We start from the raw sequence: 23,881 nt of genomic DNA, 5'->3' as shown, positions 1-23,881 counted from the left end.
CAAGCCTAAGGAAAGGAACATCTTGGCGATAGACGTAGTGGTCGTCGACGACACCAAACACGTGCTGGACATGCTCGTGTCGCTTCTTACCCTGGACGGGTTCAACATCGTCGGCCAGGGCAGCAGCGGCGCCCAGGCCGTGGAGCTGGCGGCCGAGCACCGTCCGGCCGTCATGGTCATAGACCACGCCATGGCCGGGATGAACGGCCTCGAGGCCTCCCGGCGCATCCTCGCCGACGCCCCGGACCAGAACATCATTCTCTACACCGCCTACGTGGACAAAGACCTCAAGCAGCAGGCGGCCGGCGTTGGGGTGGCGTTGTGCGTCGGCAAGGCCGAGGGCCTCGAGACGCTGGAGCGGGCGATCTGCGAGCTGACCCTTCAGCTCGGGAAGTAGACCGCTAGCCCCGCCCGGTCAACAACCGAACGATGCCCAGCAGAATCGCTGCGCCGACGAACGACACCACAATCGGGCCCACCCAGGTTCCTCCCGGCATCTGCATGCCGGTCTTCTGGAAGACCCAGGCTCCAATGAACCCCCCGACTATCCCTGCGACGATGTTCAACAGGCAACCCATCCGCTCGTTGGTGCCCGTAACCATGCTGGCCAGCCAGCCGGCGATCCCGCCGACGATGATTGCGTAGAGAAACGAACCCATTTTGCTACTCCCGTGTCACGGTCGTGCCCAATTACGTTGGCTCACGATATCCTCATTGGGTGAGACGGAATACGATCGTGGCCGTAGCGGTGCTGCTCCTGGCAATTTTGCTGATGGGAGCCCTCTCGGTCCTCCAGATGAGCAGCGTTCCCCGCTAGACGGCGGCACGCTCCAAAATCCACTAGCCCTCCGCAAACCCTCCAGCTCCCAGCAGCACGGTCGAACCGGGCCGGGCGCCGGTCAGCAGGGCCGCACTCCCCTCGTTGACGCAGATCGCGACGCAGCCGTGCGAGTCCACCACCAGCTGCAGCTCCCCCACCTCGCCGAAGGAGTAAGACCGGCGTACGGTCGCCTCCACAACGCGCTCTCCCAGACGGACCTGCAGCCGGTCGCCGGGTACGGCGTTCAGGCGGTCCAGGTGGACACTACGAAGGTTGGTCTGCAGGTTCCCGAACCGGTCGACGTGCACGACCTCGCCGCTCAGGTGGCTGCCGAGGTCCGCCACCGTGGTCTCCTCCAGCCGCACCAGGGAGCCTGGGTCGACCCCGGGACCGAACTCTGCCGGGGCGACCCCTAGGAACAGGTGGGCGGCCGCCGGAGAGAAGACGTCCCGCCCGTGGAAGGTCGAGGAGCGGACCGGGAGGCCCAGCTCGGGGTTGGCGATCTCCCAGGCGCCCTCGACGCCGCCCAGACGGGCGGCGGAGGGCATAAGGAGGCCGTTGTCGGGCCCGACCAGCAGCGAGCTGCCGCCGGCTACCGAGAGGATCACGGCGCGCCGGGCCGAACCAACACCCGGGTCGACAACTGCGAGGTGGACCGATTGTGGGAAGTAGGGGACGGACTCATACAGCACCACGGCACCCTGACGCACCCCGTAGGGCTCGATGAGGTGGCTGATGTCTGCGATCTCCGCACCCGGAGCGATACTCCTAATCACCGCCTTGCAGACTGCGACGTACTCGTCGGCCAGTCCGAAGTCGGAGAGAAAGGTTATCTGGCGGAAGGCCTACTTACCCTGCTGCCGGCGCTGCCAGCGCGTCCGCTTCAACATCTTCTTGTGCTTCTTCTTGCGCATCTTTTTCCTGCGCTTCTTTACGACAGATGACAAATCGAGCCCTTCTCCTAAGAAATTCGGCCTCAGCGGTCTAGCTGCTGAAGATCTCTTCTGCTTCGAACCTGCCGATGGTCTTACCTTCCACGGTCAGGCGGACCGATCCGAGCCTGAGACCTCTGGCACCGGTGCCTACTGACGATACCATCCTGAGCACATCGCCCTCCTCGGTGTACTCCAGAAGGCCGATGCCGCGGCACTTGCCCTTGCCGTCCTCGAGCCCCACCAGCAGGCCGTCCAGGCGCCTCGCATCGGTGTCGGGAGCGAGCGTGGGCATAAAAACCGTCCGCTTAACCCGCCACTTGGATATCGGCGGGACGAAGAAGGAGGCGAGGGCCTTCTCCCGGGCCGCGAGCCGGTCCTCGGCGGACCGTTCGGCGATCTCACCGTCGACCTTGAGTGCCGTGACGTCGAGCGAGAAGAAGCGGCTTAGAACGCCGAGGATGGGGTCGAGCTCCTCGCCTCTTTGAAAGCCGACCACGTGGTCGGGCCGGACCAGGTCCAGCTTGTGGAATTTGAGCAGCTCGGCGTCCGTCCCGGAGATGAGCGTTCCCGTGTCGACGATGACGAGCCGGCACCCGGCGTCCCGGGCGTGGTTGACCAGGCGGGCGGTTCCGGCCACCACCGCCGTCAGGTTTCCCTCGGCCGAGTAGGCGCCGACGAAGCCGAGCTCGTCGGCGTCCCGGACGGTCTGGGCGTCAACCCTCTCCAGGTCGGTGCAGAACTTGAGGCCCACACAGGTAGGCGGGCCGACCGTGGACTGGTCCAGGTCGGCGTCGACGTAGGCAACCGAGATTCCCTTACGCCGGGCGGCTTCCGCGAGGCTGAGCCCGAAGCTGGTTTTACCGGAGTCGATGCCCCCGAGCAGGACGATGGTGTGGCACGACTCGACGAGCCGGTCGATCAACTCTTTCTGAGAAACACGCGCCACTTGGCATCCCTTTTAAGTTAGTGCCGGCGCGCCATCTACCGTCGATCTATTCGTAGAGCAGACTGCATTTTCGAGGCGCGCATCGAGCGAACCTCAGCTTAGAGACTCTGCCTAGACCGCCCTGACGTAATGGTCATCAAGATACTGGTGAACATCCGACTCTTTAACCCGGTAGCGGTTACCGACCTGCACCGCCTTTAGAGCTCCGGACTTGATCAGTCGGTAAACCGTCATGTTGGATACACGCATCAGCAGAGCGACCTCGCTCACGGTCAGAAACTGGAACCCCTGTTTTTCACGAGCCATTCGCTCACCCTTTTTTTCGGGAGTATACATCCCGCCCCACTGGGCAACATAGGGCAACCCCTGCTATCGGGCGCGGTATGATCCCTCACCCGGCAACGGCGCCATTTTGCTGTTAGAGGTGGCACCATGTGGGAGCCTGCTCGATCCTTCGACGGCCAGGCCCACCACCTGAATCAAAGGGAGGCGAAGTGGCTAAGCAGCCTGCACCCAAAGAGAAGAAGCGTCCGAAGAACGACGCCGCCCAGGCAGCGAAGAAGGCCAAGAAGGCCGCCAAGAAGTCCGGCGGCGGTTCGGCCTAGAAACCTACTTGCCTTCGGCTCCTGCCAGCCCTCTGGCCCGGTCGAAGGCAGCTTGAACGGCGTTCAGGATTCCGGCACGCACCCCGGCCCTCTCCAACTCCCGGACCGCCATCGCGGTGGTGCCTCCGGGAGAGGTGACGGCTGCGCGAACCTCCACCGGCTCCATCCCCTGGGTGATCAACGCTGCCGTGCCCTTCATAGTTTGGGCCACGAGCCGGGCTGAGATCTCCCGGGGCAGGCCAACCGTGACGCCGGCATCGACCATAGCCTCGGCGAAAAGGGCGAAGTAGGCGGGACCAGAGCCGGAGACCGCCGTCACCGCGTCGATGTAGGCCTCGCCCACCGACAGGACCGGCCCCACGCCCTCCAGCAGCTCCCGGGCCACGGCCAGGTGTTCGTCGCCGGCTGCGCTGCCCGGGCAGATGGCAGTGATGCCTTCGCCAACAGAGGACGCGGCGTTCGGCATGGCGCGAACCACAGTTGCCCCGTCGCCCAAACCGTGTTCCAGGGCGCCGGTGGTGATGCCCGCAGCGATTGAGATAACCAGAGTGCCGGCCCCCAGAGCGGGGCCGATCTCGGCGAGCAGACCGTCGATGTCCTTGGGCTTGACCGCCAGTACCACGACCCCGGCTTCCTCGACGGCCTCCCGGTTGCTCTTTGCGGCCGAAAAGCCATGGCGGCCGGCTACCTGCTGGAGACGATCCGGGTCGGCGTCGGTGACCAGAATCTGCCCGGCGGAACAGACGCCGGAGCGAACCATGCCTGCGGCGAGGATCTCGCCCATCTTGCCGGAGCCGAGAACGGCTACCTTGCGATCTGTGTCCATTCCGGCAGTATCCCAGACCGCGCCTTGCTCGGGACACATTTAAGGCTCAGGAGTTGGGGCCACACAACCCGGCCCCAGAACCGCTCGATCGGCCGGCTTTCGCCGGTGCTTCGTGCAGTAGCTACGGCGGGCCACGCAACCTTATTGCCCTGAGCCCTAAAAGTGTCCCGAGCAATCCCTGGGGCCTTTGCGATCACCTCCGACGCTCAAAAGCTGTACTACCTGTGGACAGACCTGGTTGCCCGGTCCGCCGACAAGGTTTCGGCCTTGGGATGAGCTGCCGGAAGGATCCGCTGCCGGTCCCCGGTATCGCTCGGGATACTCGAAAACTACGGCGCGCGGCCGAACCGGTCAAGGGCGGCAGACGAGATTTATTCGCGCTCTCGACGCGAACATACGGAGACAAAAAGAAGCAGGGCCCGAGGTACCTCGAGTCGCACTCCACTGCGCACTTCCCCGAACACAGTTTTGTGCTTCCTTACGGCATCTTGGGCCCTGCCAGTCCCACACGGCCGGAAAATCCCGGCAACCACAATCCCGTAGATGCAGTGCCTTCCCGCCCAAATCCACGTCGATGTAGGCCAAAACCTTCAAAGACGAGAGACCAACGAGGATTCGCTCTGCCCTCTTCGAGACCGCTTCGCTGCCGGCGGTTTACCGGGCTGCGTGCGACTGGGACAAGTTACCCAGCCCTTTGAGGAGCGTCAAGACCGCTTCAGGACAATTGTTCGCGACCCGAAAGGTTTCTTCCCACTCCACATCGAAGAGGGGGAACAGTCGTTGCTCTTGGACCCTGCGGTGTAAAGATCGTGCAGCTCACCGGCCGAGCGGTCCCACGCGAAGTCGCCGGACGAGCAGACCGCCAGCCTGCCCATGCTCTCCGAGAGGCGGTCGTCCGACAGGACCATCCACGTCCGCTCTGCGAATGACTCCGACGCCCCGGGCGCCACGAGGTAGCCGGTCTGCCCGTGACGGACGATGGCCTTCAGGCCTCCGACAGCGGATCCCACCACCGGGACCCCCGACGCCTGGGCCTCCAGCGCAACCAGGCCGAACGACTCGGTGTAGGAGGGGACCAGGCACACGTCGGCCGCCTGGTAGTAGGCGGGCAGGCGGTTGTGCGGCTGCGCCGGGACGAACTGGACCGCCTCCGACAGGCCCAGACCGGCAACCAGCTCCGCCAGCCTCTCGGACTCCCCCGAGCCGGACTTGCCGCTGGACCCTCCGACGATCAGAAGACGCACGTCGTCCAGGCCCACCCTTCCCCAGCGGACCAGATGTCCCAGAGCTTCGATGGCGACGTCGGCCGCCTTCAACGGCTGCAGCCGGCCGACGAAGAGCATGACCTTCTTGCCCTCGAGGCCGAGGGCGTGCTTGGCCGCCTCCCGGTTGTCGGGGCGGAACGTGGCATGGTCCACGCCCGGCGGGATGAGGTGGATGCGCTCCGGGTGAGCCGAGTAGAGATCGATGAGGGCCTTGCGCTCCTCCGCGGTGCTGGCCACGATCGCGCAGGCGTCGGCGATCACCCGCGCCTCCCCGTCCAGCCGGAACTCCGGCTCCATGAGGTCTCCCGGACGGCGGGCGCGGTTCTTCTCGCGGCCGAGGGTGTGGAAGGTGTGTACGAAAGGGACCCCCCAGCGGGCGGCGACGATGGCGGCCACCTTGCCCGAAAGCCAGTAGTGGCTGTGGACGACGTCGTAGGAAATCCCTGAGCTCTCGACGAACTTGAGCAGGTTGGCGCTGAACTCGGGCAGGTAGGCGGGGATCTGCTCCTTTGATAGGCCGGGAGCCCCGGCCTCGACCTGGATGACCCGCACGCCCGGCCGGAGGGTGACCTCGGTCTTCGAGTCCGCTGAGTCTCGCCGGGTGAAGATGTCCACCTCGATGCCCCGCTGGGCGAGGCTTGCGGCCATCTGCCGGACGTAGACCGTCATGCCGCCGGCGTCACCCGAGCCGGGCTCGGCCAGGGGGTTGGAGTGCACGACAAGCATCGCGACACGCCGGACCGGCCGGAATGACTCGGGAATCAGGGTTAAATCTCTAACGGCCAGTGCGGGGCGTCCTTCGTAATCGGGATGTTGGCAAACTACGCTCGTTATGCCTACTAGGAAAATGGTAGCCGAAGCCTGTGGTTATTCCTTACTTACTGGGACGGCCGGATTCCGTCGCCATCCCGGAAGGGTGGCGGATCAGGATCCAGTGGAGAGGCAGCGCCTCCGCCCCCAGGTCGTACTTGTACCGTTCCCGGCCCCTCAGGAAATCGAAACGCCTGGCCTTTTCGCCAATCGATCGCTGTATCAGGCGGGAGACCAGGATCAGCCCGGGCGATATCGGGCGCAGGGTGAGGTCGTAGGCCGAGTTGTACAGGTAAAAGACGTTGTCGTACCGGAACGAGATGGTGGCGGCGATCGGCTTGTCGTCCAGCTCGAGGAAGTCGAGCGCCAGCATCCCCATCGGCTGGAGGGTGCGGGCGATCTCCCGGAAGAACTCCTCGCGGGCGGGCAGCATGAACTCGCCCTTCTCGCCGGCGCTGGTCTTGTGGAGGCGGATGAACGCCTCGATGTCCGCCTCGAGCGTTTCGTCGCCGGTGCTGCGCAGCACGGCGTCGGGGGCCTCCCGTTCAAAACGGCGGGTCTTCCTCTCCAGCTCGTGCCGCTTCTTCTTGCCCAGGCCGGCGAGGTAGGTGTCCCAGGAGTCCGGGAGCATCAGCACCGCCGTCAGCTCATGCAGCTCCAGCTCGAACCGGAGCTTCATCCGGTCTGCGGCCTCAACCAGCCACTCCGAGAAGTGGAAAGGCACAGGAAGTCCCTTGGCCTCCAGGTAGTCCCAGTCGTCGAACGTCTCAACGAGGTACCGGATGAACGCCTCGGCCACCGCGGGACGGTGCCTCTCGGACGCGATCAGCGGGCCCTGGTAGTCGGTGAGGTCGTCGCCTCCCAGAAAGCGGACTCTGCGGCCTTCTTCCGTTCGGTCGATGGTCAACGCGGCCAGCGCGACCGTGCCGGGGTCGGAAAAGGTCAGCACCAGGCCCTCCTGTTTGCCCTCCCCAAACCGGTTCCACCACAGGCGGCTCCACTCGGGGGTGGCGAAGACGTGCCTGTTCGGGTCTGCCTCGAGCAGCTCCTGCCACTCGGGCAGGTCGAAGGCGCCTTCTATCGGATGAGCTGTGACTTCCACTCGATCGACGCTAACAGAACGCAGGGGTTAGCCAGGTAACGGGTTTTTACCAGTCCTCGGGAGACTGGATGCTCTGCATCAGCAGCTCGAACTCGGCCACGACATCGGGATCGAACTGCTTGCCCGCTTCGGCCCTGAGGCGGGTGAGAGCCTCATCCAGGGGAAGGGCCTTGCGGTAGGGCCGGTTCGTGGTCATGGCGTCGAAGCTGTCCACGACGCTGAAGATCCTGGCCGACAGCGGGATGTCCTCCCCTTTGAGGCCGTCCGGGTACCCGTTGCCGTCGAACCGCTCGTGGTGGTGGCGGATGACCTCCACCGTCACCTCGTCCAGCACCCGGCGCATCGGGGCGACGATCTGTACCCCGATCAAGGGGTGGGTTCTCATGACGGTCATCTCCTCGGAGGTCAGCGGTCCGGGCTTCATGAGGATCGCCTCCGGGATGCCGATCTTGCCGACGTCGTGCAGGAGGAATCCGTACTGGAGCTGCGGGGTGATCATCGCCGCATCGATACGGCTGGTCAGCGCGATGCCGTAACGCTTGCACCGTTCGAGGTGGTTGGCGGTGTACTGGTCCTTGGCCTCCACCACCAGGGCGAGGGTCTCCACAATCGAGAGGTAGTCGGTTCGGAGCTCCTCGAGCAGGGCGCCGAGCTTTTGTTCGTGCTCCCGCTTCCTCTGGTAAACCGCACTCATGTCCCGGGCGAACACCAGGAGCTGCGAGCGGGTTCGTTCAAGCTCGGCCCGGTAGTCGGTCTCCGTCTCGAACTCGGCCGGGGGGCCGGACTGGGAGGGGGGTTCGTTCACCTCAAAAGCGCTGGGTTCCACCGGCCCGCTAGCTGCTCAAAAGAGCCGAGGGGTCCTCATCACCCTTCTGGTACCGCCTCACCAGCTCTGCGTTCAGCCCGTCGATGATCTTTTGGGCCCGCCGGCGGTCTTCGGAGACCTTTCGCTCCTCGGCTCCCAGCTCGGTGACCATCGCGGTGAGCTCTTCGGGGGTTGAGGTCTCGATGTGTGCCAGTCCGGTAGCCAGCCTCTCGGTGTACCTGCGGAACTTGCCGGCGTTGCGAGGGAGATCGGACTCCAGCAGGCGGGTGGCGCCGCCGGAGCGGGGCTCGTCGGCAAGGATGGAGGGCAGCCGGCTGACCAGGTCTCCCATGCCGGCCTCTCCGCCCTCCGAGCGCCGCTTCAGCTCGGCGGCCAGGATGTCGATCTTGCCCTGCAGAAGGCGGCGGGCATAGCTGAACTCCGCTTCCAGCTCACGGACCTCGTCCCGGCGGCTGCGCAGGTCGGTGGTGGACATCGAGGCCGCGTCGTTGAGGAGCTCGGGATCGAGGATCCTGTCGTCCCGCCTGGAATTCTTCTCCGTCAAATCTGTCTCCCGGCCGCTGTTGCTCTTCGGCGAATGCCTTAAGAGTCTAACTCGGCTGCGAGACGCCGGATTTCCGTCGATCCTCCCGTTCACATACTCCCCGCACGCCCGTAAACTCGATACGCGGAAACGGCGGTGGAGGATCTGCGAACGCTGAGCGGGGTTCTGAAACAATTCCTTGAACCGGCCGGTTTGGAGCGGTAACATTCGGCGTGCTCATTTAACTGGGCGCTAGTTTCGTCTACACCAAAGTTTTGCATCGAGATACGGCGGGGATTTACCAGTAGTTGCGAAGTCTCGCAAAAGAATTTCGCCCCTGGCGGCAAGGTCCAGGAGGCGGATGCAGCGCATAAGCAAGGCAACATCAAAGGAAGGAATCACGCAGATGATCAAGAAACTCATGGGCACCCTGATGATGCTGGCCCTCGCGGCCGCACTTCTGGTTCCTACCGCAGCAGCTGAGAACAACTGTGACGCCAACGGCCCGGGCGAGGACACCACCGAGTGTTCGCAGGAGCTCGAGCTCACCACCGGCGAGACCGGCGAGACCGGCGCAACCGGTGACGGCGGCGCAGGCGGCGACTCCGGCGCAGCAGGCGACGGCGGCGCAGGTGGAGCATCCGGCGCAGCAGCCGGCGGTAGCGGCGACGGCGGCGGCGGCGGCGCAGGTGCCGGCGGTGCCGGCGGCGACGGCGGCGGCAACGGCGGCGCAGGTGGCGGCGGCGGAGCAGCCGGCGGCAGTGGCGCTTGGGCCGGTGCAACCACCGGCGGCGGCGACGGCGGCGGCGGCGCAGGCGGCGCAGGCGGCGACGGCGCATGTGACGGCAGCGCAACCGACACCAGCGCTGGATGCAACGGCGGCGCAGGCGGCGACGGCACCGGCGGCGACGGCGGCGAAGGTAACGGCGGCGACGCCGACACCGGCGACGGCGGCGAAGGCGGCGAAGGCGGACGTTCCGGTAACGGCGGCAACGGCGCACGCAGCGGCCGTAGCGGCGACTCCGGCGACTCCGGCGACGCTTGTGCAGACGCTGACAACAACAACAACTGCTAAGGCTCAACCCCTGGCAACAAACGGCGGCCCTTCGGGGCCGCCGTTTTATTTCTCGAAAGAGCCGTCAACAATTTTCGGAAGAACTTTTTCTCACCGAGTGCCCTTTTGGCCGAACGGTTTGATAGACTCCCCGATGCACGGCGGAAGGTGCTAACTCTCCTTGCGTCGAGCGCGCATCAAACGCTCCACCCAACTCCTTCGGGAGTTGATTCGATCGAATCTCTAGGAGGACACCGAAAATGAAGGTCAAGAACCTCTTCGGAATGATGCTGATGCTGGCCCTGTCGGCCGCACTGCTCGTTCCCACCGCATCTGCGGAGAACAACTGTGACGCAAACGGTCCCGGCGCTGACGAGACCGGCTGCGAGCAGGCTTTTGAGCTCGAGTCCGGCGAAACCGGCGCAACCGGCGCAAGCGGCGACGGCGGCGAAGGCGGAGCCTCGGGCGACGCTGGTGCCGGCGGCGACGGCGGCGCAAGCGGCGCAGCAGCAGGCGGTAGCGGCGACGGCGGCGGCGGCGGCGCAGGTGCCGGCGGTGCCGGCGGCGACGGCGGCGGCAACGGCGGCGCAGGCGGCGGCGGCGGAGCAGCCGGCGGCAGTGGCGCTTACTCCGGTGCAACCACCGGCGGCGGCGACGGCGGCGGCGGCGCAGGTGGCGCAGGCGGCGACGGCGCATGTGACGGCAGCGCAACCGACACCAGCGCTGGATGCAACGGCGCAGGTGGCGGAAGCGGCACCGGCGGCGACGGCGGCGAAGGTAACGGCGGCGACGCCGACACCGGCGACGGCGGCGAAGGCGGCGAGGGCGGTCAGTCCGGTAACGGCGGCAACGGCGCTCGCAGCGGCCGCACCGGCGACTCCGGCACCTCCGGCGACGTTTGTGCCGAGGCCGACAACAACAACGACTGCTAACAGCTTCAAGCTCGACAAAGAGGGGCGGCAATTGCCGCCCCTCTTTCTATTCCGGGATACCTCGAACGCCGTCGGAGCGGCTCCCAACTTTTTTTCGCGGGTTCGCCCACTCCCACCGGCCAAACTGATAGAGTCCCCGAGTATCGGGTGGAAGGGGCTCGGTTTCGCCTATCAGGCGGCCGGTAGCGCCCATTCCATTTCGAGCAGCTTGAACTTCCCGCAACACCATGCAGGTTCGATACATCGCTAATTCAGAAGCACATCGAATACGGCAGTTAGCCAGGAGGTAGTAGGAATGATCAAGAAAATGTTTGGCATGCTCATGATGCTTGCCATGGTTTCAGCACTGCTCATCCCGACCGCAGCCGCAGAGAACAACTGCGACGCAAACGGCCCGGGCCCCGACACAACCGAGTGCTCCCAGGAGTTCGGCCTTGAGACCGGCGCAACCGGCGAAACCGGCGAGTCCGGCGCTGGTGGCGACGGTGGCGAGTCCGGCGCAGCCGGCGACGGCGGCGCAGGCGGAGCATCCGGCGCAGCAGCCGGCGGTAGCGGCGACGGCGGCGGCGGCGGCGCAGGTGCCGGCGGTGCTGGCGGCGACGGCGGCGGCAACGGCGGCGCAGGCGGCGGCGGCGGCGCAGCTGGTGGTAGCGGCGACTACGCCGGTGCAACCACCGGCGGCGGCGACGGCGGCGGCGGCGCAGGCGGCCTCGGCGGCGACGGCGCATGTGACGGCTCCGGCGACGAGTCCGGCGGCTGCAACGGCGCAGGTGGCGGCGACGGCACCGGCGGCGACGGCGGCGAAGGTAACGGCGGCGACGCCGACACCGGCGACGGCGGCGAAGGCGGCGAAGGCGGACGTTCCGGTAACGGCGGCAACGGTGCCCGTAGCGGCGCCACCGGCGACTCCGGCGACTCCGGCGACGCTTGCGCAGACGCTGACAACAACAACGACTGCTAATAGCAGTTCAGCCTGAAAAGGCAAAAGGGGCGGCCTTCGGGCCGCCCCTTTTTTGCGTCCTGGTAGGGCGAGTCTCTCTAATCCTCAAGATGTAATTAGCCGGATTGCCTATACCTCCATAGGCGACTCAAGTATGTTGTTCAAACGCTACTTAACAAACGCACCATGAGCACCATGCCTGAGGAGGCGCTCCAGAGGATCCCGAGGGCTCGTGACCGAACCGGGCACGCTCGGAGAACCGGCGGAACAAGGAGGATGGGATGAAAACTCGCAGAACGCTTTTGGCCGTTGCATTGATCTCGGCCGCCCTTCTCGGGGCATCGTTGATCTCAACCGCATCAGCCGAAAACTTTTGCGAGACCTCCGGTCCGGGCCCGGACTCCACGGGGTGCGAGCAGGAGTTCATCCTCGAATCCGGCGCCAGCGGCGCCACGGGGTCCTCGGGCGGCGGCGGGAGCGGGGGCGACTCCGGGTCCGGCGGTGGAGGCGGCTCGGGAGGTCCCAGCGGCGCCTCGGTCGGCGGCAGCGGTGACGGAGGCTCCGGCGGAGCGGCAGTGGGCGAGGAGGCGGCTCCGGCGGCAGCTCGGACAGCAGCTCCGGGGACGACAGCGCGGACGGCGGCGGAGGCAGCGGGGGCGATGGCGCCGGCGGACAGGGCGGAGCCGGAGGCGGAGGCGATGCCGACAGCGGCACCGGCGCCGACGGAGCCGACGGCGGCACCAGCGGCCGCGGAGGCAACGGTGCTCGAAGCGGGGCAACCGGCTCCAGCGGACAAAGCGGCGATGTCTGCGTCGAGGATCGTAACCCCGACGGCTGCGACTGACGGGACCGGCCCCGGCAGGTAGCAATAACCTCGGGGGACGCCCGGCTGCAGTTACCGGGCCCTAGGGCTCCTCAGCCGTGATCCAGTCTGCTTTGCCCAACCAGGGAACCTTTACCTTCGTCAGGTCGACGTTCCGGTCGATGACCGGGCGCTCCGGCTTGTTGTTCAACGAGATGGCGGTGATTGCCCGTATCTCCACCTCCGGGTAGCCGTCTTCCCGGAGCCGGTCCTGGATGTAGTGGGCGAACTGAACGATCATGTCGGGCTTGTCCCTAAGCGTCAGGGATTGCCTTCGGGTCAGGTAGTTCTCGGGGAACAGCTCCCACGTCTGACCCCGGCTCACGTCGGTCACCTCGTAGATGACCCGGCCCTCCTTGGACCGAACGAGCATCATCCATGAGAACCGCTGTCCCTCCTCGGTCCAGTAGACGTTGCCGGGCACGGCCAGGTGCCTGAAAGGCAGCAACACCTGCACGGCGACCCATAGGACCAGAAGGGCGAGCACCGGCCGGGGCGGGCGAAGCGCCGGCCCGGTCGCCCGATCGTTCTCCTGCTGCGGCTCGGAGGCCACAGGAACGGCCGGTAGGGGCCGCAACAGCTCGGCCAGGCTCCAGCAGAGGATTGCGATTCCGAGGCCGCCTATCGCCACCTGGGGCAGCGTGAAGGTCGTCGGCAGCTTCCAGCCGAGCCAAGCGCCGCCGGCCATCCCAATCCACCATGCAATCGATCGCAGCGAGCCGGGCCGGCGCCGGAGGTCCTCGAGAATCCGTCTGGGGGTGTCGGGAGGAAAGAAGATTGCCGTGCCTGCGATCATCAGCCACGGGAAGATGCCGATGTTGAACAGCCTCGAGTTCATGAAGTGGAAAGCGACTGCGGCGGCGTATGCGAAGGGCCGGGTTTTCCGGGACGCCAGCAGGAAGAGGACGACCAGCAGGTCCAGCGCCAACGCGCCGTAGGTCATCAGCCTGACGACCGGCTCCTCGGTGAAGAACCGGCCGATGAGAGGAAAGTCCACGTCCTCGGCCAGCCACATCCTGAGCGGCTCCCCTTTTAACCAGTCGGGGTTCAGCTTGGCTATGCCCCCGAAGAAGTACGGAAGCGCCAGCTGGAAGCGAAGCAGCCACAGGGTCCAGGCCGGGGCGGTGTCTGCCCTAAGGGACGGCTTCCTCCGGACGTCTACCGACCACGTCCGGTGGGCGGGCAGGAAGATCATCAGAAAAGCGAGGAGGCAGACCAGGTAGAGGTGGTTGAGGTAGTTGGCCTTGTCGAGCAGGAAGAAGTACGTCATCGCAACGAACAGCACCGAGGCGGACGCCCGGTAGAACGCTCCCAGGGCGACCAGGATGCCTGCGGCGCCGAGGACCAGGAAGTGAGCCTTCATCCCCCAGCCCGGCCACGGGTCTACGAAGTGAAACGGCCAGTAGGTGAACAGGAACGGAGGATCGACGAAGAAGGCGTCGATCCACCCGAGCTTGAAGTATCTCCAGGACTCCCAGCAGACCACCAGGCCGAACACGATCCGGAAGTAGGCAAGGGCGGCAAGGTCGAGCGGAGCAAACAACGACGAGACGACCCGGCTGCGCATCGACCGGGTTGCCGGAGTTGGTGCGGGCAGTTGATCTTGAGCCAAGCTCTCCCCTACCGCTCGAACTTGTTGTCTTCAGGTTGCCCCCGCCGGGGCGCAACCATTGTGAGCGATGTCCGGTCATCACTCAACAAAAAAAGCAGCCCCCGTCTCCGGGGGCTGCTTGGTTGAATCGGTGTATTAGAGGCGACGCTTCGGGCGGTAGGTCATGGCTGCCATTGCGACCTTGGTCGAGGGGTGCTCGACGAAGGTGAAGAACAGACCAACCAGGATCATTCCGGCGCCGAGTGCCAGGGTGGCTGCGGTCGGGATACCCGTGCGGGGCAGTGCCTTTGCGCCAGCGGCCTTGGCCGGTGCGTCGTGCTTCTTACCGTGGTCAACGGCCGTTCCCGGACCGCTGATGCTTCCGCCGCAGTTACCGCCTGCGCAGCTGCCGCAGTCGGGGCCCTGGCAGATGCTTCCGCCGCAGTTGCCGCCGGTGCAGTCGGGGCCGACGCCAGCCGGGTCCTCGACGATGACGCCGCCACAGCTTCCGCCAACACAGTCAGGTGCATCGCCGGACTCGACAACAACTCCACCTGCGTTGCTGCTAGCAGCGAACGCCGGGAGGGCCAGAGCGGCGAAGATCGCTCCTGCTATCACAGTCACGAGCAGTAGTCCCGTGAGCTTCTTCATTACTACCTCCTCTTACGTTTCATTTCGAATCAAAGGGTATTCCACCCGCAGTCTAGCAAACACTATCAGAACGACCCATTCGTCCGTGGGATATGAATCCTAGGCCGAACGGCAATGACAAACCTGCCTTTCTGGGAAGTTTCTGCCCCTCATCGGAAGAATAAAACGCCGTCAAACCAAGAAACTGGCGCCGTTCCCCGCGGCGAGAGACATATCCGACCATCCTGCCACCCCTGATGGGGCGTATGACAATCGGTATCGTACAAGGTGCCACCCCATTAGGCCAGTTCTTTTTGAAGCCAGCCGAGCGCGAATTCTGGTGGCTTTTTGGAATCCTCAGCCGGTGTGGGCGGGGGCGGCCGAAGGGCTCATGATGAGCGGGAGCGACTTGCGCATCCGGCTTCTGGGTTTGGGTGGAATCAGCTTGACCAGGGCCTCGGTGACCTCTTCGAAAGCCTTCGCCGAGGGTGACTCCGGGGTGACGATCACCGAAGGCTTGCCGTGGTCGGCGAGGGCGCCCATCGGTGGGTCCAGCGGGATCTGGCCGAGAAGCGGCGCCCCGAACGTCTCGGCAAGCTCCTGGCCGCCGCCGCTGCCGAACGGGTAGGTCCGCTCTCCGCAGTGCTCGCAGAGGGCGTAAGCCATGTTTTCGATGACCCCCGCCACCTTCATCCCAACCTTGCCGGCCATATGCCCGGCCCTCTCGGCCACCTTCTCGGCAGCCTGCTGGGGGGTGGTGACGAGGATGATCGAACAACCGGGGACGAACTGCGACAGAGAAAGGGAGATGTCACCGGTGCCGGGGGGCATGTCGATGAGGAGGTAGTCCGGCTCCTCCCAGTGAACGTCGGACAAGAAGCTCTGAAGGATCTTGTGGAGCATGGGGCCTCGCATGACGACCGGGCGGTCGTCCTCGACCAGGTTGCCCATGGAGATCATCTTGAAGCCGTAAGCCTCGACGGGGACGATAAGGCGCTCGTCGATGACGGTCGGCTTGGCCGAGGTCCCCAGCATTCGGGAGGAGGAGAATCCCCAGATGTCGGCGTCCAGAAGGCCGACCGAGTGACCTCGTTTGGCCAGGGCCGCTGCGAGGTTGGCGGTGAGGGTCGATTTGCCGACCCCGCCCTTTCCGCTTCCAATGGCCAGCACCGTGGTGCGCGACTGCGGGCCGGCAAAAGAGGAGGGGCTTTCACTCTTCACCCCGCCGACCAGAGCTTTGCGCTCCTCGTCGGTCATGGACCCGAGGTTGACCGTGACTGCGGTGATCTCGGGGAAGGAGGCCTGGATCTTGGCCGGCAGGACCTCCTGGAAGAAGGACTTGAGGGGGCATCCGGGAATGGTGAGGGCCAGGTCGACCGTGACGTGCGGCGGAGCGACCTCGATACCCTTGACCATGCCCAGCTCCACGATGCTGCGGTGGAGCTCGGGGTCGTTGATGGTGGCGAGAACCTCTCGCACTTGCTCGATAGTAGGCATGCCCCAGACTACCGCAGGACCGCACTCTATCCAGGCTCGGAAATAGCAGCCCGCCGTCCCTTAAAGTGGAGGGATGTACAGCGACGCGCTAATGGGCCGGTTCCTCGAGCCGTCGCATGCGGGTGATCTGGACGATCCCCAGGGCACCGCTCAGGCCGGAAACGAGACCTGCGGCGACGTTGTCCACCTGGCCCTCGTGGTCTACGACGGCGTCATCGCCGACGCCCGTTTCCGGGCTCAGGGCTGCGCCACCGCCATCGCCTCGGCCGATGTCATCTGCGAGCTCGCCATCGGCACCTCGATCACGGAGGCCCAGACGATCGACTACCCCCGGCTCTACCGGGCGCTGGGCGGCATTCCCGACGAGCGCACGAACTGCGCCACCATCGTCCTGGAAGCGCTCCGGTCCGCGCTGGAGCAGGTCCGGACCCGGGAGTCGGCCCCCTCGGCCTGAGATCAGGCGAGGTACAGGCGGAAGCCGTAGTAGAAGGCGCCGGCCGCAAACAGCAAGGCGTTGAGCGAGATGAACACCCCCGCGTCGAGGCCCCCCATCCGCAGCGCGCCGGACTCGAAATCCTCCGAGGTGGCCGCTGCAGCGGCGTGTCCCAGCGTCGCTGCGGCGCCGACGGCCGCCCCGAGCACAACCGAGCTGAGCACGCCCGGCGGGGAGTCAAGAAACAGCCGGGCGACCACCGACGCAACGACGCAGGCGGCCAGCCCGGCCAGCGCAGCCCTCGGGTCGAAGAAGGACGCCGGAGCAGCCCCCCGGTTGGAAGGCCGCTCCAACGGGTGGGCTCGGGAGAGCAGAACGGCATGCGCCGCCTCAAAGGCCACCACCATCAGGACCAGGGCGCCCAGCAGGCGGTTCCCGGAAACCGCAACCAGCACCAGATAGCTGCCGAGCAGCCCCAGGTGGAGCACCACCGCGACACCCACCGCCAAGGAGCCGACCACGTCTCGGCCCAGGCCGCGCATCACGTAGGCGCCGGCCATCGCAAAAAACGTGAGCGCCGCCGCCCACAAGATCCCTCCCTCGCCGCGCTCGACCGCCGCCAGGGGGTAGGCCATTACCAGCACTGCGCCGAGCGCAGGCAGAGCCCTCGCCCCGCCCCCGAGTGTGTAGAGGGTCAACCCGACTGCCACCGCCAAGCCGACGGCGGCGTAGCCGGCCAGGATCCGAGGTCCGAGGAGCGACGACCCAACGGCGCCGGCCGCGAGGCCGGCCAGAGCCACTCGTGTGACGACCGGTGTGCGTTCCCGAGATTCCATCGACATTGCGCGTTATCCTACGTTTCACCGGGTAAGGAGAGCCCACCATTCGAATATCGTCACGGCTTAGCCGTCAGCACTTAGACTATTCTCAATGATTCGTCTACTTTGGCTGAGTAGCCAGCGCTCCGATCCGGAGGAGTCCTTCCCCCCGCTCTCCGGCAAGAGGCCCGCCCCGGAGCCCATCACCTTCGCCGACGCGACCCCCGATCTGCTCAGCCGCCGCCTTGCCGACCTCATCGTCGTGGACGGCCGCGACCGTCCCGACGAGGCCGCCGTCGTCGTGCGAAAGCTGAGGGGTGAAACCGAAGCCCCGTTCGTCGTGGTCCTCAACGACGATGCTCTGGCAAGCTTCGACTGGGCCTCCGGCGTCGCCGACTTTTTGACCGACCGCTGTACTCCCGAGGAGCTCGACGCCCGGCTGCGGCGGGTGGTCAGCCCGGCCGAGACCGAGTCGTCCGAGGTGATCAAGCGCGGAGAGATCAACATCAACCGCGAGCGGTTCGAGGTCCGGGTGCGGGGCGAGGCACTGGACCTTACATTTAAGGAGTTCGAGCTAATCGCATATCTGGCGCAGAGGCCTGGACGGGTCTGCTCCCGGAGTGCGCTGCTGAGCGAGGTCTGGGGATACGACTTCTTCGGAGGCACCCGGACGGTTGACGTTCATGTGAGACGGTTGAGGGCCAAGCTGGGGCACGAGGCCCACATGATCGAGACAGTTCGAAACGTGGGGTACCGCTTCGCCGGCTAGACGACTGCGGGCGCCTGCAAGAGTGCGGGGCCCGGTTTTGGAGGAATTTTGCTGACACCCGATCAAGAGTTTGTCCTGAAGACGGTTGAGGAGCGCAACATCAAGTTCGTGCGCCTCTGGTTCACCGACATCCTCGGCTTCCTCAAAGCCTTCGACATCACCCCGACCGACCTCGAGGAGGCTCTGACCGAGGGCATCGGGTTCGACGGCTCGGCCATCGAGGGGTTCGCCCGCATCGAGGAGTCCGACATGATCGCCTGGCCGGATGCGTCGACCTTTCAGGTCATGCCGGCCCACCCGTCGCGCTCCGACTCGGCCCGCATGTTCTGCGACATCTGGAACCCGGACGGAACGCCGTTCGCCGGCGACCCCCGCCAGGTCCTGAAGAGAACGCTCAAGGAGGCGGCCGGGATGGGCTACAGCTACTACGTAGGCCCCGAGCTCGAGTACTTCTACTTCAAGGACTCCCGCAGCACCCAGTTCCTGGACCACGGCTCCTACTTCGACCTCACGCCGCTCGACGAAGCCGGCGACCTGCGCAAGCGGACCGTCGAGTACCTCGAGGAGATGGGCATCCCCGTCGAGTACGTCCACCACGAGGTGGCACCGTCCCAGCACGAGATCGACCTCAGGTACGCCGACGCCCTCTCGATGGCCGACAACGTAATGACCTACCGCCTGGTGGTGAAGGAGATCGCCCAGGAGCTGGGGGTCTACGCGACCTTCATGCCGAAGCCGGTCAGCGGCATCAACGGCAGCGGCATGCACACGCACATGTCGTTGTTCTCCGACGACCACAACGCGTTCTTCGACGCTTCCGACGAAGCCCACCTGTCCACGGTCGGCAAGCAGTTCCTCGCCGGGGTCCTGCGGCACGCCAGCGAGATCTGCGCCGTCACCAACCAGTGGGTGAACTCGTACAAGCGGCTGGTGCAGGGCTACGAGGCCCCCGTCTACGTCTGCTGGGCCCGCCGCAACCGCTCCGCACTGGTGAGGGTTCCGATGTACAAGCCGGGCAAGGAACAGGCGACCCGGATCGAGGCCCGCTTCCCCGACCCCGCCTGCAACCCCTACCTTGCGTTCAGCGTGATGCTGGCCGCAGGGCTCAAAGGAATACGGGAGAGCTACGAGCTCCCGCCCGAGGCGGACGACAACATCTACGAGATGAGCCTCAAGGAGCGCAAGGCCGCCGGCATCGGCTCTCTGCCCGAGGACCTGCACGAGGCGATACAGGTCTGCGAGGCCTCCGATCTGGTGCGGGAGACCCTGGGTGAGCACACCTTCGAGTGGTTCATCCGCAACAAGAAGAAGGAGTGGGACGACCACAAGGCGTACGTCACCCCCTACGAGCTGGAGCGGTATCTCCCTATTCTGTAACCCTGGCCGGAGAGGCTACAGGGACTCTTTGCCGGGGCCACAGGCCGGGTGCTGGTCGCCCGGGGCGTCTTCGACCACTACCTCCACCAGGTCCTCACTCGCCTCCCACGGAGTGCCGATCCCGACCCGGCCACCGGCGAACCCTCCGCCGCGGGCGTCCACCGTCACGGTGAAAGGGGTCGGCGCCTGGAGTGCGGAGCGCCGGATCACGTCGGGGCTTGACGAAAACGCCTGCGTACCGTCACAGGGGCCGCCGCCGTTGTCCGACGAAAACAGGATCGGGACGTTGGTGGGAACGGCAATCCAGCCGTCGAGGGTGCAGTCGAAGGTGACGGACCATCCCCGCCGGACGGCCAGGCTGTCCCGCTCGCAATCCACTTTGAACGCTCTGAGCAGAACCGGAGGGACCACCTGCCCGGGGACCACCTTCCCCAGTTCCGGAGCCGGCTCTGCCGGCGGGGCCGGAAGAGCCTTGGGCTTGCCCGACGCCTGCGGCTGGGGCTTGTTTGGTGTTGATTCGGCGGGGACCGGGACGGCCTCGCCCGGCGCCGAGTTGGCGGGAAGGGTATCGGAGGCAGGGGTTTTCACCGGGGGCGCTTTTGCAACAAGACCCGGGGGTGTCAATTGGTCGGATGCCTTCGCGGCAGTCTCGGAGGCTGAGGGCTGGGAAGTGAGCACAGCCATTGCCCCAACCGAGCCCGTAAGCATCAAAAGAACGAAGCTGAATGTAACGATCATCGATGAAGAAGAGCTCTTTTGAGCCAGGGCAGCAATAAGTCGAGCCCCTCGCATGACTGTCTATCGGCACGCCTGCCGGCCGTCTTAAGCCAAACCTGGCGAAATTGGCTCTTTTCTTGGCAATCGAGGGCCCCAGCGGGCGTTTACCCAGACTTAACCCTCCGGCAACCGCCGGATAACATCGGCTTCGTAGGGTTCTACCAAGGTCCCCGGAGTGCCCATCCGGTCTCGCCGCCACGAGCCTCCTCCGTAGGGCGCTCCGCCGGGACCTCCTTTCCTTCAGCCCCCCGGCGAGTAGTAGGGATCGAAATGGACGGTGGTTCCCACGGCTAGAGTCGAGACCAACATCGGCCCCTCGGGACCCCGTGGGTTCGACACCTACGACACCGAGGGGTTCTTCGACGAGATGTTCCAGCCCAACGGACGGCCGCGTCCCCACTCGGAGCCGGTGGTCGACCGGATCACATCCCTTTCGGAAGGGGATCTGGTCAGGCGGCAGCGGGCGGCCGAGCTGGCCCTGCTCAACATGGGGATCACCTTCAACTCGTCCGGCACGGGCCCCGAGCGCATCTTCCCCTTCGACCTCATCCCCCGGATCGTCGAAGCGAGCGACTGGAAGCGCATCGAGGCGGGCCTGGAGCAGCGTATCCAGGCTCTCAACCTGTTCCTCGAGGACATCTACAACGACCAGAGGATCCTTAGGGCCGGGGTCATCCCGGAGTACGTGATCCGCTCCTCCAAGTCGTACCTGCCCCAGTGCGAGGGGATCAGCCCCCGCCACGGCATCTGGTGTCACATCGCCGGCTCGGACCTGGTCCGTGACCTGGACGGGCAGTTCTACGTGCTCGAGGACAACCTCAGGTGCCCGTCCGGAGTCTCGTACGTGCTGGAGAACCGGCAGGTCATGAAGCGCACCTTCCCTCAGGTCTTCGCCGAGTGCCGGGTACGTCCGGTCGACAACTACTCCACCCGGCTGCTGGAGACTCTGCAGCACATCGCCCCGCACGGCGTTGCGAACCCGACCGTTGCGGTTCTTACACCGGGCATCCACAACTCCGCCTACTTCGAGCACTCGTACCTGGCGCAGCAGATGGGGGTCGAGCTGGTCGAAGGGACCGACCTCCTCGCCACCGACGGCGCCGTCTACATGAGGACCACCCGGGGGATGCGCAAGGTCGACGTTATCTACCGCCGGATCGACGACATGTTTCTGGACCCGCGGGCCTTCCGGCCCGACTCGATGCTGGGCGTGCCGGGCCTGATGGACGTCTTCCGGGCAGGCAACCTCGGCCTGGCCAACGCGCCGGGGACCGGGGTGGCCGACGACAAGGTCGTGTACGCCTACGTGCCGAAGATCATCAAGTACTACCTGGGCGAGGAGGCGATCATCCCCAACGTCCCGACCTATCTGTGCTGGGAGGAGAAGGACCGGCGTCACGTCCTGGCCAACCTGGACAAGCTGGTGGTGAAGCCGGCAAACGAGTCGGGCGGCTACGGAATGATGGTCGGGCCCCACGCCACGCCGCAAACGCGGAGGGAGTTCGCAGGGCACATCGAGGGCAGCCCCCGCAACTACATCGCCCAGCCCACCCTGGCCCTTTCCCGGGCGCCGATCATCGTCCAGGACCACTTCGAGGGCCGCCACGTGGACCTCAGGCCCTTCACCCTGCTGGGCCGGGACCTCTACGTGATGCCGGGCGGCCTGACCCGGGCCGCCCTGACCAAAGGATCGCTGGTGGTGAACTCCTCCCAGGGGGGTGGCAGCAAAGACACCTGGGTTCTCTCCGAGTAGATGTTAAGCCGGGTAGCAAACTCGATCTACTGGATGCACCGCTACGTCGAGCGGGCGGAGAACATCGCCCGGTTCATCGACGCCAACCTCAACCTGACGCTGGACCTGCTGCCCGGATCCGACGAGCAGTGGGAGCCCCTGGTCCTCACCCTGGCCGACCTGCCGCTCTTCGACTCCCGCTACGACGCGCCGACCCGCGCCAATGTGATCGAGTTCTTGACCTTCGACGCCGACAACCCCAACTCGATCCTCAGCTGCCTGAAGATGGCCCGGGAGAACGCCCGGGCGGTTCGGGACGCCATCTCCTCGGAGATGTGGGAGCAGGTCAACACCTTCTACCTGTTCGTGGCCGCCGGGTCGCACCGGGACCTGCAGAGCGGCGACACCCACGCGTTCTTCAACAGGATCAAGATCCAGAGCCATCTGTTTCGAGGCATCACCGACGACACCATGTCGCACGGCGAGGGGTGGCACTTCGGCCAGCTGGGACGCAACATCGAGCGAGCGGACAAGACCTGCCGGCTGCTGGACGTGAAGTACTTCATCCTCCTGCCGAGCGTCACCGAGGTGGGCTCCCCCTTCGACGCCCTCCAATGGAAGGCCCTGCTGAAGTCGGCGAGCGCCTTCGAGATGTTCCGCAAACGCCACGGACGGATCACGCCCGACCGGGTGGCGGAGTTCCTCATCCTGGACCGCCAGTTTCCCCGGGCCATCTGCCACTGCCTGATCAGCGCCCAGGACTCGCTGCACGCGGTGACCGGGTCCCGGGTCGGCACCTTCGACAACCCGGCGGAGCAGCACCTCGGGCTGCTCTGTTCCCAGCTCAACTTTGCGCGGATCGAGGAGATCATCTCCTTCGGCCTGCACCAGTTCCTCGACAACATCCAGGCGCAGCTGAACCTCATCGGCCAGGCGATCTTCGACAACCTCTTCGCCCAGCAGCCGGCTGGGGATTTGGACAGCCACCGCCGGGCGTGGATGATCTCCCAGACGGCCGGCAACACTTTGTCCCGGGCGGCCGGAGGCAAAGAATGACGTTTTGTATCGGCATCAAGGTCCACGACGGGCTGGTCGGGATCGCCGACACGCGGATATCGATGGGATCGCAGACCCTCACGGCCCGGAAGATCACCGTGATCGAGGACGGCGACCACTCCATGCTGCTCATGACCTCCGGCCTCCGAAGCGTTCGCGACAAGGTCCTGACCTACTTCGAGGAGGCTCTGGAGGAGCGCAAGATCGGCTTCGACAAGCTGTACCAGGCGGCCAACGCCCTCGCCGACCAGGTCCGGAGGGTGGCGCAGGAGGACAAGGCGGCGCTGCTCGACGCCGGGCTCCGTTTCGACCTGAACTGCCTGATCGGTGGTCAGTTCTCCGCCGACAAGGAGCACAAGCTCTACATGCTGTACCCCCAGGCCAACTGGGTGGAGGTAGGCCGGGGCACGCCGTACTGCATCCTCGGTGAGTCGAGCTACGGCAAGCCGCTGCTGGATCGGATCCTGCGCTACGAGTCGTCCCTGGAGGATGCGTTCAAGGCGGGCTTTCTGGCGTTCGACTCCACCCAGAGCAGCACCACGGGAGTCGGCTACCCGATGGACGCGGTGATCTTCCGCAAAGGCGAGCCGATGGTCACGAACCGCTTCCTCCACGAGGACCTGACTGCGGTGGCCGAGCGGTGGAACTACAGCTTGAGGCGGCTGGTCGAGAAGATGCCCACCGATTGGATGGAGCCCCTCCTGGGCGACGAGCCGGCGTCCAACGTGACGCCGATAACCTGGATCGAGAGCTGA

26 protein-coding genes are annotated in these 23,881 nt (G+C 65.6%); 11 read left to right on the top strand and 15 right to left on the bottom strand.

What is annotated here, in order from left to right:
* The first annotated feature begins 22 nt into the window (after positions 1 to 22).
* Positions 23 to 397 (top strand): response regulator transcription factor, encoded by a 375-nt coding sequence (locus VFV09_09600; protein ID HEU4867971.1) that lies wholly within the window; start codon positions 23 to 25, stop codon positions 395 to 397.
* Between the two features lie 4 nt (positions 398 to 401).
* Here the strand turns inward: VFV09_09600 and VFV09_09595 are convergent, their stop codons facing one another.
* The 10 genes from VFV09_09595 to VFV09_09550 all read right to left on the bottom strand — a co-directional run bounded on the left by VFV09_09595 (position 402) and on the right by VFV09_09550 (position 8,679).
* Positions 402 to 659, bottom strand: a complete 258-nt coding sequence (locus VFV09_09595; protein HEU4867970.1) for a GlsB/YeaQ/YmgE family stress response membrane protein — start codon at positions 657 to 659, stop codon at positions 402 to 404.
* Positions 660 to 840: 181 nt separating this feature from the next.
* Positions 841 to 1,653, bottom strand: coding sequence for an SAM-dependent chlorinase/fluorinase (locus VFV09_09590; GenBank protein ID HEU4867969.1), 813 nt, complete (start codon positions 1,651 to 1,653; stop codon positions 841 to 843).
* A 12-nt stretch (positions 1,654 to 1,665) separates the two neighbouring features.
* Positions 1,666 to 1,767: an AURKAIP1/COX24 domain-containing protein gene (locus VFV09_09585; GenBank protein ID HEU4867968.1), complete on the bottom strand. Its 102-nt coding sequence runs from the start codon at positions 1,765 to 1,767 to the stop codon at positions 1,666 to 1,668.
* 37 nt (positions 1,768 to 1,804) lie between these two features.
* Positions 1,805 to 2,701 (bottom strand): Clp1/GlmU family protein, encoded by an 897-nt coding sequence (locus VFV09_09580; protein HEU4867967.1) that lies wholly within the window; start codon positions 2,699 to 2,701, stop codon positions 1,805 to 1,807.
* 111 nt (positions 2,702 to 2,812) lie between these two features.
* Positions 2,813 to 3,007 carry a helix-turn-helix domain-containing protein gene (locus VFV09_09575; GenBank protein ID HEU4867966.1) on the bottom strand — a complete coding sequence of 65 codons (195 nt, stop codon included), beginning with the start codon at positions 3,005 to 3,007 and terminating at the stop codon, positions 2,813 to 2,815.
* A gap of 303 nt (positions 3,008 to 3,310) precedes the next feature.
* Positions 3,311 to 4,132 (bottom strand): pyrroline-5-carboxylate reductase, encoded by an 822-nt coding sequence (gene proC / locus VFV09_09570; GenBank protein HEU4867965.1) that lies wholly within the window; start codon positions 4,130 to 4,132, stop codon positions 3,311 to 3,313.
* A 704-nt stretch (positions 4,133 to 4,836) separates the two neighbouring features.
* A complete protein-coding gene (locus tag VFV09_09565; protein ID HEU4867964.1) occupies positions 4,837 to 6,123 on the bottom strand; it encodes a glycosyltransferase in 1,287 nt (428 codons plus the stop codon).
* A 148-nt stretch (positions 6,124 to 6,271) separates the two neighbouring features.
* A complete protein-coding gene (locus tag VFV09_09560; protein HEU4867963.1) occupies positions 6,272 to 7,309 on the bottom strand; it encodes a GNAT family N-acetyltransferase in 1,038 nt (345 codons plus the stop codon).
* Between the two features lie 46 nt (positions 7,310 to 7,355).
* On the bottom strand, positions 7,356 to 8,114 hold the full coding sequence (locus VFV09_09555; protein ID HEU4867962.1) for an HD domain-containing phosphohydrolase: 759 nt from the start codon (positions 8,112 to 8,114) through the stop codon (positions 7,356 to 7,358).
* 28 nt (positions 8,115 to 8,142) lie between these two features.
* The gene (locus tag VFV09_09550) at positions 8,143 to 8,679 is read right to left on the bottom strand and encodes an aerial mycelium formation protein (protein HEU4867961.1); all 537 of its coding nucleotides are present in this window, start codon (positions 8,677 to 8,679) and stop codon (positions 8,143 to 8,145) included.
* A gap of 385 nt (positions 8,680 to 9,064) precedes the next feature.
* Between VFV09_09550 and VFV09_09545 the strand changes: the two genes are divergently transcribed.
* The 4 genes from VFV09_09545 to VFV09_09530 all read left to right on the top strand — a co-directional run bounded on the left by VFV09_09545 (position 9,065) and on the right by VFV09_09530 (position 12,450).
* Complete coding sequence (locus VFV09_09545) at positions 9,065 to 9,733, top strand: hypothetical protein (GenBank protein ID HEU4867960.1); 669 nt, start codon at positions 9,065 to 9,067, stop codon at positions 9,731 to 9,733.
* Between the two features lie 239 nt (positions 9,734 to 9,972).
* Complete coding sequence (locus VFV09_09540) at positions 9,973 to 10,644, top strand: hypothetical protein (protein HEU4867959.1); 672 nt, start codon at positions 9,973 to 9,975, stop codon at positions 10,642 to 10,644.
* Positions 10,645 to 10,939: 295 nt separating this feature from the next.
* Positions 10,940 to 11,605: a hypothetical protein gene (locus tag VFV09_09535; GenBank protein ID HEU4867958.1), complete on the top strand. Its 666-nt coding sequence runs from the start codon at positions 10,940 to 10,942 to the stop codon at positions 11,603 to 11,605.
* 260 nt (positions 11,606 to 11,865) lie between these two features.
* Positions 11,866 to 12,450: a hypothetical protein gene (locus tag VFV09_09530; protein ID HEU4867957.1), complete on the top strand. Its 585-nt coding sequence runs from the start codon at positions 11,866 to 11,868 to the stop codon at positions 12,448 to 12,450.
* 39 nt (positions 12,451 to 12,489) lie between these two features.
* Here the strand turns inward: VFV09_09530 and VFV09_09525 are convergent, their stop codons facing one another.
* From VFV09_09525 to VFV09_09515, 3 genes are all read right to left on the bottom strand, one after another.
* On the bottom strand, positions 12,490 to 14,058 hold the full coding sequence (locus VFV09_09525; protein ID HEU4867956.1) for an HTTM domain-containing protein: 1,569 nt from the start codon (positions 14,056 to 14,058) through the stop codon (positions 12,490 to 12,492).
* Positions 14,059 to 14,193: 135 nt separating this feature from the next.
* Positions 14,194 to 14,688 (bottom strand): hypothetical protein, encoded by a 495-nt coding sequence (locus tag VFV09_09520; GenBank protein HEU4867955.1) that lies wholly within the window; start codon positions 14,686 to 14,688, stop codon positions 14,194 to 14,196.
* 336 nt (positions 14,689 to 15,024) lie between these two features.
* On the bottom strand, positions 15,025 to 16,146 hold the full coding sequence (locus VFV09_09515; protein ID HEU4867954.1) for an Mrp/NBP35 family ATP-binding protein: 1,122 nt from the start codon (positions 16,144 to 16,146) through the stop codon (positions 15,025 to 15,027).
* A gap of 91 nt (positions 16,147 to 16,237) precedes the next feature.
* Here VFV09_09515 and VFV09_09510 point away from each other — a divergent pair, with 91 nt between their 5' ends.
* Positions 16,238 to 16,618 (top strand): iron-sulfur cluster assembly scaffold protein, encoded by a 381-nt coding sequence (locus VFV09_09510; protein ID HEU4867953.1) that lies wholly within the window; start codon positions 16,238 to 16,240, stop codon positions 16,616 to 16,618.
* Positions 16,619 to 16,620: 2 nt separating this feature from the next.
* Here the strand turns inward: VFV09_09510 and VFV09_09505 are convergent, their stop codons facing one another.
* The gene (locus tag VFV09_09505) at positions 16,621 to 17,439 is read right to left on the bottom strand and encodes a hypothetical protein (GenBank protein HEU4867952.1); all 819 of its coding nucleotides are present in this window, start codon (positions 17,437 to 17,439) and stop codon (positions 16,621 to 16,623) included.
* 88 nt (positions 17,440 to 17,527) lie between these two features.
* Between VFV09_09505 and VFV09_09500 the strand changes: the two genes are divergently transcribed.
* On the top strand, positions 17,528 to 18,184 hold the full coding sequence (locus tag VFV09_09500; GenBank protein HEU4867951.1) for a response regulator transcription factor: 657 nt from the start codon (positions 17,528 to 17,530) through the stop codon (positions 18,182 to 18,184).
* A gap of 48 nt (positions 18,185 to 18,232) precedes the next feature.
* A complete protein-coding gene (locus tag VFV09_09495; protein HEU4867950.1) occupies positions 18,233 to 19,561 on the top strand; it encodes a glutamine synthetase family protein in 1,329 nt (442 codons plus the stop codon).
* Positions 19,562 to 19,576: 15 nt separating this feature from the next.
* Here the strand turns inward: VFV09_09495 and VFV09_09490 are convergent, their stop codons facing one another.
* Positions 19,577 to 20,149 (bottom strand): hypothetical protein, encoded by a 573-nt coding sequence (locus VFV09_09490; GenBank protein ID HEU4867949.1) that lies wholly within the window; start codon positions 20,147 to 20,149, stop codon positions 19,577 to 19,579.
* A 556-nt stretch (positions 20,150 to 20,705) separates the two neighbouring features.
* Here VFV09_09490 and VFV09_09485 point away from each other — a divergent pair.
* Genes VFV09_09485 through VFV09_09475 form a run of 3 tightly spaced genes read left to right on the top strand, consistent with a single transcriptional unit; the run spans position 20,706 to position 23,881 of the window.
* Positions 20,706 to 22,091, top strand: coding sequence for a circularly permuted type 2 ATP-grasp protein (locus tag VFV09_09485; GenBank protein ID HEU4867948.1), 1,386 nt, complete (start codon positions 20,706 to 20,708; stop codon positions 22,089 to 22,091).
* Positions 22,092 to 23,126 carry an alpha-E domain-containing protein gene (locus VFV09_09480; protein ID HEU4867947.1) on the top strand — a complete coding sequence of 345 codons (1,035 nt, stop codon included), beginning with the start codon at positions 22,092 to 22,094 and terminating at the stop codon, positions 23,124 to 23,126.
* The gene (locus VFV09_09475; GenBank protein ID HEU4867946.1) at positions 23,123 to 23,881 is read left to right on the top strand and encodes a peptidase; all 759 of its coding nucleotides are present in this window, start codon (positions 23,123 to 23,125) and stop codon (positions 23,879 to 23,881) included. The genes VFV09_09480 and VFV09_09475 overlap by 4 nt, the downstream gene beginning before the upstream one ends.

The sequence above is a fragment of the Actinomycetota bacterium genome (assembly GCA_035759705.1).
GTDB lineage: Bacteria > Actinomycetota > CADDZG01 > JAHWKV01 > JAHWKV01 > JAJCYE01.
Note: the sequence above shows the minus strand (reverse complement) of the source record. Positions and strands in the feature narration are given on the sequence as shown.

Bases quoted from the DNA above. Each gene is read 5' to 3' on its own strand.
- VFV09_09595 (HEU4867970.1), bottom strand. From the start codon at position 659: ATGGGTTCGTTTCTCTACGCAATCATCGTCGGCGGGATCGCCGGCTGG.
- VFV09_09575 (HEU4867966.1), bottom strand. From the start codon at position 3,007: ATGGCTCGTGAAAAACAGGGGTTCCAGTTTCTGACCGTGAGCGAGGTC.
- proC (HEU4867965.1), bottom strand. From the start codon at position 4,132: ATGGACACAGATCGCAAGGTAGCCGTTCTCGGCTCCGGCAAGATGGGC.
- VFV09_09565 (HEU4867964.1), bottom strand. From the start codon at position 6,123: ATGCTTGTCGTGCACTCCAACCCCCTGGCCGAGCCCGGCTCGGGTGAC.
- VFV09_09545 (HEU4867960.1), top strand. From the start codon at position 9,065: ATGATCAAGAAACTCATGGGCACCCTGATGATGCTGGCCCTCGCGGCC.
- VFV09_09540 (HEU4867959.1), top strand. From the start codon at position 9,973: ATGAAGGTCAAGAACCTCTTCGGAATGATGCTGATGCTGGCCCTGTCG.
- VFV09_09535 (HEU4867958.1), top strand. From the start codon at position 10,940: ATGATCAAGAAAATGTTTGGCATGCTCATGATGCTTGCCATGGTTTCA.
- VFV09_09530 (HEU4867957.1), top strand. From the start codon at position 11,866: ATGAAAACTCGCAGAACGCTTTTGGCCGTTGCATTGATCTCGGCCGCC.
- VFV09_09520 (HEU4867955.1), bottom strand. From the start codon at position 14,688: ATGAAGAAGCTCACGGGACTACTGCTCGTGACTGTGATAGCAGGAGCG.
- VFV09_09510 (HEU4867953.1), top strand. From the start codon at position 16,238: ATGTACAGCGACGCGCTAATGGGCCGGTTCCTCGAGCCGTCGCATGCG.
- VFV09_09505 (HEU4867952.1), bottom strand. From the start codon at position 17,439: ATGTCGATGGAATCTCGGGAACGCACACCGGTCGTCACACGAGTGGCT.
- VFV09_09500 (HEU4867951.1), top strand. From the start codon at position 17,528: ATGATTCGTCTACTTTGGCTGAGTAGCCAGCGCTCCGATCCGGAGGAG.
- VFV09_09485 (HEU4867948.1), top strand. From the start codon at position 20,706: ATGTTCCAGCCCAACGGACGGCCGCGTCCCCACTCGGAGCCGGTGGTC.
- VFV09_09480 (HEU4867947.1), top strand. From the start codon at position 22,092: ATGTTAAGCCGGGTAGCAAACTCGATCTACTGGATGCACCGCTACGTC.
- VFV09_09475 (HEU4867946.1), top strand. From the start codon at position 23,123: ATGACGTTTTGTATCGGCATCAAGGTCCACGACGGGCTGGTCGGGATC.